This is a genomic window from Candidatus Neomarinimicrobiota bacterium, from assembly GCA_021157965.1.
GTDB lineage: Bacteria > Fidelibacterota > Fidelibacteria > Fidelibacterales > Fidelibacteraceae > Fidelibacter.
The window spans coordinates 1-10,832 of record JAGGVO010000038.1 but is presented as its reverse complement, the minus strand read 5'-3'; the positions used below and the strand labels follow the sequence as shown (position 1 = coordinate 10,832).

Sequence of the window (10,832 nt, the reverse complement as noted above, 5' to 3'; positions counted from 1 at the left end):
ATGAAGACCGTCAAACAGAAGAAATCAGAATCCGAAAAGCCTCTCATCCGAGAGAATTTAAAAGAGCTGAACCGGTTATTCTTATGCAAACGGATAATATCAGTTTTTTTGCCAAGGCTCCGGGAGCGTTTGTGGATGAAAAAACCGGCCTGTACTGGCTTTTAACGGAAGGCCACAAATCGAACTGGAATACCTATGCCTATTATGCAGAAAATGTCACCGGTCCCTACCAACCAGCCGGAGCAATTCTGACAGACAATTCAGCCTGTCCTTTCCCGTATCTGGAGGATGATACACTAAACCTGTTTATTTGTTACCGCTGTGGAGGTGATACCCTAAAAGCGGGAAAAACCTGGCGGATTAATCTGGTGCGATATGATATGGGTACCTGGAGGGATTATTTTACTTATTAAATATCTTTCAACATATGGTTTAATCGTGATAATGCAAAAAAAGTCCAGGCTTGATTCCATCGAAAAAAAGGTATCTTAATTATAAACAAAGGATAAGCTTTATAAGCAAAAAGTCCGGGACGGTACTGCATTTTTCGAAGCAGAAGATGTAATACTTCTTGTATTTTTATATTTAACTTATCTCTATATTCCGGAAATTCTATAAATATCATGATCCATTCATTTAACGTGTGAATATTTACAGGATATTTTTTCACATTTCTGTCTTTGGGAAAGTTTTTTTGGGTAAACATTGAATGAATATAATAATCCATACCCTTGGAAATAACATCATTAATTACTTTTTCCTCCGGAAAATGATGTGATATCCGTTTCAATAAGCGCAAGACATAACCGGTATGAAAAGCATCAATTATATCATTTTTCATAGGAGGACCTGAATACGAAAAAGAACCATCTTTATTTTGATCTGACAGTGTATATTCAACAGCTTTTTTCCCAATATTAATCCATTCTTTTCTTCGGAATAGAAATCCTGTTTCAACAAGGAACCAAGCTGAAAACAAATTTGCATTATGAACCGTGAATGTATCGACAGGAGTATAACTGAAACAAATGCCTTTCTCTGTTTTAACCTGATTTAAACCCTCAGACAGAAATATACTTATCTCTTTTAAAATAATATCATAGTCTTCTTTTTTTGTTATGGAGCGGTATAATAGAAAGGCTTCACCGCAAAAAGCCGTAACAACAGAAGAAGGTGTTCCTTCAGGAATCAGTACATTACTTTGCCAGTCGAAGGGATACCCCCATCCAATTCCCCCGTATTTTGTTACCCTGTGTTTTGTAAGCCATTGTAAGTAATCTTCTGCTGTATTGAGATATTTATCAAGACCTGTAGATAAAAACCGATATTGATTAGCCAGTGCAAGCAGGGCGATACCTTTGGAATTAATCTGCTTTTGTACTCTGCCTGCAACTCTGACAGAAGAGGGAAAAAGTTCAAAAATCAGATTTAATGGTTTACGAGTCAGTGCATGTTTTTGATAAGGTATAATACAAGATTTTCCTTTGATGTCAAATGGATCATATCCATAAAATGGATTCTGAATGAACCACTGCTCTAGGGCCTGAATTGCACTTTCAATTTCTTGCTGATATTGAATCATAATATTCTGTGAGTACTTTAACTTCTTTTTCCCAATTATAGGTATTTCGGACAGCATTGAGGGAATTTCTGCTCATTTCCTGATATAGCTTTTCATCAAAGAGGATTTTTTTTACAGCATACGCAGCTTCAGCGGGTGACGTTTCATCAATAACGAATCCCACCTTTTCCTCTGTTATAACCCGGTGCATTTCGGGAAAATCACTGAATACAACGGGCAAACCGGCTGACATATATTCAAAAATTTTATTAGACAAGGCATAATAGTGATTGTTATTTATATTCTGAATCAGAGATATGCCAATGTCTGCTGAAGCCGTATAAGAAGGTAATTCTTTTAACGGAACCAACCCGAGAAGATGAACACGTTTAATGTGTTCTTTTTCAATTCTTTTTTTCATTTCAGGGATATAAATGCCATCACCGATAATAACCAGATGAATATTTTCCGGCAGCAACTGGATCATATCCAGCAATTGATCCATTCCACGGGCTTTTGTTATTACACCTTGATATAAAACAATTTTTTCATACTTCTCTAGCTTTAATTCACGGCGTAATCGGTCGTTTTTTTGTTCTACTTGCAAATACTGGCAGTTCCTCAAGGGAACCGTTCCGGTTATGCTATAACGTTCCTCAAGAATCTTTCCCCTGGACGGATTTTCCACAAATACTTTATCAACACGTTTTATATAGTATTTTTCGATATTTTTCCAAAACCAATGAATAAGAAACGGATAATTTCGATCTAAATATAATTCATGTGAATCGTATATCACTGGGATTTTAATCTTTCTTCTGATCCTCATTCCAATTAAGAGTGTATTCAAATCATGACAATGAACAGCATCTGGCTTAATTTTTATTCCCTGAGAAATTGATCGAATTACATACTCAATATATTTTATTAAAAAAAAGAAGTTTCCTTTGGGAAGTTTATTTCTGCTTCTCACATACACTCTTTGAACATGTATTCCTTCTATCATTTCAAAAATAGGTGTTTTTTCATCTTTTAATGCCAGAACATGAACTTCATGTCCACTTTTTACAAGACTCTTTGCTTCTTTAAGAACCCTCAGATCGTGAGTAAATTCGTTCATAAGACACATTAATATCTTCAATAGGATTCCTTTCTTATCGACTGATTCATAATTATCAGGGATCCGGTATAAAACCATATTTGATAATTGCTAGTGATATCTCCGCTAAATTGAGCATTTATCATAAAGTTTACCCAGAAAGAAAATAGTAAAACTGCAAATTGACGTTCATGGGATTTTAGAAGTTGAGGAATTAAAGATAAGGGTCTTAACAAAAATATCGTTAATACTATCATAGCCGGAATTCCCTGTTCCGCGCCGGCTTCCAGAAAAATATTATGGGGATATTTTCCAAAATAAGCACTGAAAATTTGATATCCACCTGTTCCCTTTCCAATTAGGGGATGATGCATCATCTGATTGATCGCTTCTTCCCATAAAGTAAACCTTTGAATAATCGATAAACTTGCACGTATTGAGCCGAATTTATTAAACAACATATCTTTGGGCAGGACCAAAACAATCATTCCGAGAAGGACAAGGGCTCCCAAAATATAGCCAAACCGCTTCCAGAAAGTCCGTTCCCTGATATACATGATATAAATCATAATCCCCGCCAGGGTCCCTAACATGGGTCCCCGGGAACCGGACAGAATGATGATCCATACACTGAAACCAATATACAGTAACAGAAGGAAGTGAATCCACCGGCTTTTATATCGGTAAAACCAGTCGATGCTGATGAGAATACCCATCCCCAGTGCCCTGGCAATCCAGATAGGATTCACGCGTCCCATCAGGTCAAATCGCACGGACAGATCAGCACCGCCCAGAAAAATCACATAGAGACTAATTAAAATGAGCAAGGCATTGAAATACCAGATAATATCCAGTATCCGGCGGATTTTAAGCATATCTTTGAAATACAAGACTGGGATAAGAAAGGCGACAATATTGTAAACAACATAACGGTAGACTTTTGAAGTGGCATACACTTTATTTGTCGTGTAAAAGAACCCGGCAACAATCACAGCCGTAAAAAGAATCAGAAAGTAAACTGAATAATCATTTTGCATACCCTTGTAATCCTCTTCTCTGCGGAGAAAATAAAGAATGGCTCCCAGCAGAGTGATAAAAAGGATTAAAACAGTAATGGCAGGATTTGCTCCCAGAAAAAAGGCAAATAAAAAACCGCCACCTAAAAATAAAGCGGGGCCCAATTCAGGAATAAAATAAAGCAGAAAAAGACTGATCAGTCCTATAACCGACGCAAGCGGATAAACATCCGGCAGGCATGCCGTAGCTATGGCATATAAATCAATGATAACAAGAAACCATATCATCCTTGATTTAAGAAGAGATGTTTGATTTTCCAATGTGTTTGATGGCATCAATAGACCAAACTCCCATAAGTCGCAGCATCAAAATATACACAATTCCACCACCTAAAATAGAGCCTGCAATGATTATCCAAAAATTGGAGGATAAGGATTTTACAAAGATGACAGCTAAAGCCATAACACATGAAGCAATCAATGTTTGAACAATCATTTTCCAGGGTAATTTTATAAGCTCAAAATTTCTTACGGAATACAACGAATAGATAATCATAAATATATAAGTAGATATCAGTGCGACTCCTACCCCAACGAATCCCATCCAGGGGATGAATACAAGATACAGGAGGAGATTCACCACTGCTGAAACAATTGTTATTCGGGTCATGATCAGTGTTTTTTTGTGCAGTGAGCAGGGAAGAGTGAAATAGTGCACCAAATTTGCTAAAAAAGCCCCTAAGGCAAGATAAGGAATGATCACGGCACCCCCCAAATATTCATCGCCGGCCATTAAAGACATCACCGGCTCAGAAAGCAGAGACATCCCCACGGCCAGAGGAAAGAAAAGGATAAAAAACCACCCAATCAGTTTTGTAATTATTTCCCGGACCATCATTTTATCAGTGTTTTCCCATGCTGAAAAAATATTTGGTAAAACAGCCATCATCAACGCCTGGAATAAAAGCGTAAGGGTGCGATCCACAATATTTTGTGAAACGGTGAGCCATCCAAGTTCATAAGGAGCTTCCGGCCTGAGAACCGGGATAATAAAACGGGCAGACAGCGTTAAAATCCACTTTGAAACCAGGACCAGGACCAACGGAAAGCCATAGGAAAAAAAGTGTCTGAGCAGCGACATGGAAAAATCTGAAACCTTCAGACCGGAACGGATATCCGGGGACAAGACAAAGAAAAGCAGAAGAATCAAAGCAATAAAACTTCCGGACCAAAAAACGGAATTGAGTCCCAGCGAGGGGAAAATGATGAGTACGGTCACTAACCCGAGAAGCAGTTTTCCGCTGTTAAAAAGCTGGTCAATGAATGTATACCGGAAGGGTTTATTCTGAATACGATAGTAGGATAAAATGACCTGAATGAAGGGCGTAAAAAAAAGCATAACCACAGCAGCCTTGAGAAATGATGAACTCAAAATTGAAAGATGTGCCATGATTCCGTACATGAGAAGGCTGACTGTGAGAGAAAAGACAAGTGTACTGATAATCAGTGTAGACAGGTGGACACGGCGGGCATTATCTGTTTTACATTCCACCCAGAAGCGCATATTGGCATTGGATAACCAGCCCGAAGTAAAAATACTCCCGAATGAAATAATTGAAACAGCCAAACCGTACTGACCATAAATCTCCGGAGCAAAAATCCGTGTAAAGATCGGGATAACAAGAAGTCCCACCAATGCCGGCAGGACTTTTGTCGGTAGATATTTTCCCGCTTCGGCAAAAATTGAACGGATCATCAGGATGTTAATGTATTCATATGTTTAATTTTTTCTGATGCCAGGATATAAAAGGCTGCAAGTGCCGTACCCAAAAAGGTGGAAACAATAACGATAATACTCCGTTTGGGCTTTGATTTCTTTTCCGGAACCACGGCATGATCCAGAATTTCTATGGAGGGGATTTCCTTGAGTTCTTCTGCCCGGTATTGCTCAACCTGGGGCCCCAGAAAGGTAAGGACTTTGGTTAAATATTCAATTTGACGTTTATATTTTTCCAGTTCTATGCCTAATTCATGGGCATTGGACAAATTGGGAATCAGTTTTTCAATCCCTTTTTCCGAGAAGAAATTATCATAATGTCTTTCCAGTTCCTGTAATTCCATTTGAAGCTGAATAACCCGGGGATTATCGGGGGCCATCATTTTAGAAGCCACGTTTAATTCCGATTCCTGCTGCATTAACATCAGTTTTATTTCACCAGCAGTACTCACTCCCACAGCAATTTGATCTTCGAAACTGATGATTCCGTTTTCCTCCATAAACCGCTTAAGATTGTTTTCAAGAGTATTTAAGGAATCCAGCATAAAACAGAGCCGTTCTTCCATAAAAATCCGGTTTTCACGGGCCCTTTCGGTGGAAAGCTCAATATTAATATCATCCATCCGCTTGACAATATAATTTGCCATATCAGCCACCCGTTCCGGATCTTTATCTAAAACGGAAATATTGATCTGAAGCTCTTCCCCGATCTCAACATCCATATTCCCTTTTAACTCTTTGATGGTTTCCACCATTAATTCTTTTTCATAAACATTCTTCAAATCATATTTTTGAATCACATCCGTCAGCAGTCTGCGACTGTTCAAAATAGCCAGAAAACGGTTTTGGTTTTCATTTCCCGGTGTCAAAATGCCTCCCAAAGCCAGATCTCCCAATACACCAATTCCCGGCAAAGACGATTCGGACTTGGGTGGCAAAACCACAACCGTTGCCTTATACCAAACCGGTAGAATTAAACTGATGGTGATGGACAGAATAGCCAAAATAACAAAATTTATAATGAGAATTTTCCTTTTTTGCCAAAGGGTATTCCAAATCTCGATAATATTCATATTTCTTTCCTTATTTGGTCGCCGCAATCCACGTTAAAATAAGAGAAGCTGTTGTGGTAATAACACTTAAAACGTTGATATCACCCACAAGAAAATCACTAAATGATCGTTTTACTTCTATTACATCACCCGGATTGAGATGAGAGCTCAGATCACTGTCACTTGTACCATCCGATCTTAAAATCTTGATGCTTTTCATTGATCCTTCTCGCGAAATCCCCCCTGCAAGTGATATATAATCATTTACAGTAAAATTCGGATAATAGGGATACGAACCCGGTATATGAACAAATCCCACAACACTGACCGGTTCATTTCGGTACAAAGATAAAATATCACCACCCTTTATACGATAAGAACTATATTCATCCGGCTTAAAATCAAACCTTTCTCCATTCCGGATAACGGTGATTCCGGATATATTAATGTTGGATGAATACGTTATATATCCTTGAATAAATGTCTCAAGGGTCGTTCCCGGTTCCACGGCAATTAATGACTGAAATTCCTTTTCACCTGTCACATGAACAACATCTTTATCAATTTCTCCATAAGGAATATAAATGCGGTCACCCATTAATAGCATCGGATTGTCATCTATACTGCCGCTTAATCGATTTTTAATGACATTTACAGTGTCAACCCGGCCATTATTATGATGAATTTGCACGGCATATAGTCTGGCAATGGGTTTAATTCTGTGTCTCATTAAAATGTCTGATAACCTTGTATTTGCAAAAACAGTAACCACACCGGGTGCTTCCAGTGCACCTGATATGGGAATATTCAGTCGTTTTATCTGGGATAAACTTACTGATATTTTAGCTTTGGGATATTGACGTTTTATTAACGATTGTATATAAGATACAGCTTGATTTAAGGTCATATTTTTTACATCTGCCTTTCCTGTACCAGGCAGATGGATACTTCCGTCAGGACCTACGGGAACCTGATAAAAAGCTTGTTCCATGGATAGAATAGAAACACTGAATACATCACCCGGCCCGACAATATAGTTTTCAGAGACAGGTCCTTCCCATCCAATGTTTGTATTCAATAATGACATGCCTTCATATTCAGGTAAACCGTTTTTCTCATCAGCGGTCTCTTCCTGAGCCTTACTTTGTCCCCCCAATGGCTGCATTCTCTGCTGAGCCATGAGGCCAACGGTAAAAACCACGATCACTGCCAGAATTTTCAAATTGATGAATTTCAAGCGCTTAATCCTCCTTTATACCCCAACCTCAGGACTTTTTCCGCGGTGTTTTTCAGACCCTTGGTGGCATTTCGGGTATCGATGACCAGTCTGGCATGATCCACAACCGTTTGATAATCTACGGTTGTATGATCGGTAGTAATGACCACGCAATCCATTTCCGCCAGGAGATCCGTCGTCAGAGGTACCGATTCCACATAACCCGCCCCGTCCAATTTAAAAACGGGACAATGAGGATCGTGATACATAACCTCAGCCCCCTTATCCACCAAAATGTTGTAGATGTCTATGGCCGGAGATTCCCGCAGATCGTCAATATCCTTTTTATACGCCATTCCCAGAAGGAGTATTTTTGATCCGTTAATGGCTTTTTTATGATAATTGAGTCCTTCAATAACCGATTCAATCACATATTCCGGCATGCTGGTATTCACCTCCGCCGCCAGTTCGATAAAACGGGTTTTGTAATTGAGAGTCCGCATTTTCCAGCTCAGATAGTGAGGATCTATAGGAATACAGTGTCCGCCCAGTCCCGGTCCCGGAAAAAATTTCATAAACCCGAAAGGTTTTGTTCCGGCTGCTTCGATCACTTCCCATACATCCACTCCCAGGCGGTCGCAGATGATGGCCAGTTCATTCACCATTCCGATATTGATCATACGGAAAGTGTTTTCCAGAAGCTTGGCCATTTCCGCCGTTTCCGCGCTGGCTACAGGCACCATCTGATCAAAAATCTGTTCATATACTGCCATGGCGTGTTTAGTGCACTCTTTTGTGATTCCGCCTATGACTTTCGGGGTGTTTTTGGTATGATAAACCGGGTTCCCCGGATCCACACGTTCCGGTGAAAAGGCCAGGAAAAAGTCCTTCCCCACGGTAAGTCCCGTATTTTCCAGATAAGGCAGCATGTATTCCCGGGTTGTGCCGGGATAAGTGGTGGATTCCAGGATGATCACCAGATCCTTGTGTAAATACCGGGTGATTTCCTGCATGGCAGACGAAATGAACGACATGTCAGGATCCCGGAGTTTGTTCAGGGGCGTGGGGACACAAATACTCACATAATCCAGCTTTTTTATCACGGAAAAATCGGTTGTTGCCGTCAAATAACCGTCTGTTACCACTTGTTTCAACTCGGCATCGGATACATCTCCGATATAATTCTGTCCCTGATTGACTTTCTTTACTTTTTCAGGGTCAATTTCAATCCCCGTGATTTTAAACCCTGCTTTGGCCGCTTCCACTGCGAGGGGAAGTCCCACATATCCAAGCCCGATCACTCCAAAGGCTACGTTCTTCGTAAGTAATTTCTCATAGAATGTCATGTTTGTCCCTGCTTCCTACAGATCAATGGTTCTCATTGAAACGTTGAATGAGTTGGATTTTCCTGTTCTCTCCGGATTTACCGGTTGCTGTACTGTTTCTCATAGTAGTTCAGATACTCGCCACTGCGGACCCGTTCCCACCAATTTCTGAAATTTACGTACCAATGTACAGTTTCTTCAAGTCCCTTTTCAAAGGTATAAGAGGGTGTCCAGCCCAGTTCATTTTTAATTTTTGAGGCATCGATGGCATAACGCCGGTCGTGTCCGGGCCGGTCTTTCACAAAGGTGATAAGCGATTCGGGTTTTCCCAGTATCCCAAGGATTTCCCGGACGATATCGATATTCTGCCATTCGTTATTTCCGCCGATATTATAGATTTCTCCCGGTTTGCCATTTTCATACACACAAAGCAGCGCCTCACAATGATCCCTGACATGAAGCCAGTCCCGGATGTTTTTCCCATCTCCGTATATCGGCAGGGGTTTGTTTTCCAGGGCATTGGCAATCATCAGGGGAATGAGTTTTTCCGGGAATTGGTAGGGGCCATAGTTGTTGGAACAGCGGGTAATGAGTGTCGGGTACTGATGGGTTTTCCAGGCGGCGCGGACCAGCAGATCCGCAGCGGTTTTGCTGGCGGAATAGGGTGAATTGGGTTTTAAAGGAGATTTTTCCGTAAAATAGCCTTCCTTACCCAGAGACCCATATACCTCATCGGTGGATACCTGCAAAAAACGCTTTACCCCTGTCGACCGGGCAGCATCCAGGAGAATTTGCGTACCCAAAACATTGGTTACCACAAAAGGTGCGGCACTCATGATGGAACGGTCTACATGGGATTCGGCTGCAAAATTAATTACACCGTCAAATTTTTCATCTTCAAAAAGCTTGTTAATATAGGTCTCATCGCTGATATCCCCATGGATGAAATGATACCTGGGATCGTTTTCCAGATCCTGAAGATTTTCCGGATTACCGGCATAGGTGAGTTTATCCAGATTGTAAACATCATATCCTTCCTTTTCCGTAAGGAGCATGCGGATAAAATTGCTGCCGATAAATCCCGATCCGCCGGTAACTAAAAGTTTAGAGTTCTGCATCACTAATATTCCTCAGTTGCGGTTGTCTTTGATCTTTTTCCGAAAGAATAGGGGAATCGATACCCCAGTCGATATCCAGATCCGGATCATTCCAGGCGATGCCCCGATCGTATTCGGGGGCATAAAAGGAAGAGGCTTTGTACAGCACCACAGCCCGGTTGCTCAAAACACGGAAACCATGGGCAAACCCTTCCGGGATAAAGAGAGATATCCCTTTTTCATCTGTCAATTCATAAAGCAGATGCTGTTTGAATGTGGGTGAATAGGGCCTGAGATCCACAGCACAATCCAGGATTGCACCGAAGAGGACCCGCACCAGTTTTGCCTGCTGAAACGGTTTGGCCTGGTAATGGAGTCCCCGGATTGTATCTTTCACGGAAGCAGACTGGTTATCCTGAACGAAGGTTTGATGGATACCTGCCTCGGCAAAATCCCGCCGGTTCCAGGATTCGAAAAAATAACCCCGGTCATCTGCAAAGATACGGGGTTTGCATACAACAACACCGGGAAGTTCTGTTTTTTCAAAAGAAAAAGGCATACCACAATTCCTTATCGAATATGGGCCCGGCCCACAGAGCTGTAAATAAAACCCCTCTCCCGCATGTCTGCCGGATCATAAACGTTCCGGGTATCGAGAAAGACAGGAGTTTTCAACAATTTTTTAATCT

The 10,832-nt window shown here is 40.8% G+C and carries 10 protein-coding genes; 1 reads left to right on the top strand and 9 read right to left on the bottom strand.

The window, feature by feature from the left end; all coding sequences use genetic code 11:
* A partial coding sequence (locus J7K63_04935) for a hypothetical protein (GenBank protein MCD6234364.1) occupies nt 1-413 on the top strand: 413 nt, incomplete at its 5' end.
* On the opposite strand, the gene J7K63_04930 is transcribed toward J7K63_04935, so the two are convergent.
* The 9 genes from J7K63_04930 to rfbC all read right to left on the bottom strand — a co-directional run bounded on the left by J7K63_04930 (nt 410) and on the right by rfbC (nt 10,702).
* Complete coding sequence (locus tag J7K63_04930; GenBank protein MCD6234363.1) at nt 410-1,582, bottom strand: hypothetical protein; 1,173 nt, start codon at nt 1,580-1,582, stop codon at nt 410-412. The two genes, J7K63_04935 and J7K63_04930, sit on opposite strands and share 4 nt — an antisense overlap.
* Nucleotides 1,557-2,681 carry a glycosyltransferase family 4 protein gene (locus tag J7K63_04925; GenBank protein ID MCD6234362.1) on the bottom strand — a complete coding sequence of 375 codons (1,125 nt, stop codon included), beginning with the start codon at nt 2,679-2,681 and terminating at the stop codon, nt 1,557-1,559. The genes J7K63_04930 and J7K63_04925 overlap by 26 nt, the downstream gene beginning before the upstream one ends.
* Before the next feature lie 17 nt (nt 2,682-2,698).
* Nucleotides 2,699-4,012 carry an O-antigen ligase family protein gene (locus J7K63_04920; GenBank protein ID MCD6234361.1) on the bottom strand — a complete coding sequence of 438 codons (1,314 nt, stop codon included), beginning with the start codon at nt 4,010-4,012 and terminating at the stop codon, nt 2,699-2,701.
* The gene (locus J7K63_04915; protein ID MCD6234360.1) at nt 3,972-5,432 is read right to left on the bottom strand and encodes an oligosaccharide flippase family protein; all 1,461 of its coding nucleotides are present in this window, start codon (nt 5,430-5,432) and stop codon (nt 3,972-3,974) included. Before J7K63_04915 ends, J7K63_04920 begins: the two co-directional genes overlap by 41 nt.
* Complete coding sequence (locus J7K63_04910) at nt 5,432-6,526, bottom strand: hypothetical protein (protein ID MCD6234359.1); 1,095 nt, start codon at nt 6,524-6,526, stop codon at nt 5,432-5,434. The genes J7K63_04915 and J7K63_04910 overlap by 1 nt, the downstream gene beginning before the upstream one ends.
* Before the next feature lie 10 nt (nt 6,527-6,536).
* Nucleotides 6,537-7,742, bottom strand: coding sequence for a polysaccharide biosynthesis/export family protein (locus J7K63_04905; protein MCD6234358.1), 1,206 nt, complete (start codon nt 7,740-7,742; stop codon nt 6,537-6,539).
* Nucleotides 7,739-9,067 carry a nucleotide sugar dehydrogenase gene (locus J7K63_04900; protein ID MCD6234357.1) on the bottom strand — a complete coding sequence of 443 codons (1,329 nt, stop codon included), beginning with the start codon at nt 9,065-9,067 and terminating at the stop codon, nt 7,739-7,741. The genes J7K63_04905 and J7K63_04900 overlap by 4 nt, the downstream gene beginning before the upstream one ends.
* Nucleotides 9,068-9,144: 77 nt before the next feature.
* A complete protein-coding gene (gene rfbB, locus J7K63_04895) occupies nt 9,145-10,164 on the bottom strand; it encodes a dTDP-glucose 4,6-dehydratase (GenBank protein ID MCD6234356.1) in 1,020 nt (339 codons plus the stop codon).
* Nucleotides 10,151-10,702: a dTDP-4-dehydrorhamnose 3,5-epimerase gene (gene rfbC / locus J7K63_04890; GenBank protein MCD6234355.1), complete on the bottom strand. Its 552-nt coding sequence runs from the start codon at nt 10,700-10,702 to the stop codon at nt 10,151-10,153. Before rfbC ends, rfbB begins: the two co-directional genes overlap by 14 nt.
* Nucleotides 10,703-10,832 lie beyond the last annotated feature (130 nt).

Bases quoted from the DNA above. Each gene is read 5' to 3' on its own strand.
- J7K63_04920 (MCD6234361.1), bottom strand. From the start codon at position 4,012: ATGCCATCAAACACATTGGAAAATCAAACATCTCTTCTTAAATCAAGG.
- J7K63_04900 (MCD6234357.1), bottom strand. From the start codon at position 9,067: ATGACATTCTATGAGAAATTACTTACGAAGAACGTAGCCTTTGGAGTG.
- J7K63_04910 (MCD6234359.1), bottom strand. From the start codon at position 6,526: ATGAATATTATCGAGATTTGGAATACCCTTTGGCAAAAAAGGAAAATT.
- J7K63_04930 (MCD6234363.1), bottom strand. From the start codon at position 1,582: ATGATTCAATATCAGCAAGAAATTGAAAGTGCAATTCAGGCCCTAGAG.
- J7K63_04925 (MCD6234362.1), bottom strand. From the start codon at position 2,681: ATGAACGAATTTACTCACGATCTGAGGGTTCTTAAAGAAGCAAAGAGT.
- J7K63_04915 (MCD6234360.1), bottom strand. From the start codon at position 5,432: ATGATCCGTTCAATTTTTGCCGAAGCGGGAAAATATCTACCGACAAAA.
- rfbB (MCD6234356.1), bottom strand. From the start codon at position 10,164: ATGCAGAACTCTAAACTTTTAGTTACCGGCGGATCGGGATTTATCGGC.
- rfbC (MCD6234355.1), bottom strand. From the start codon at position 10,702: ATGCCTTTTTCTTTTGAAAAAACAGAACTTCCCGGTGTTGTTGTATGC.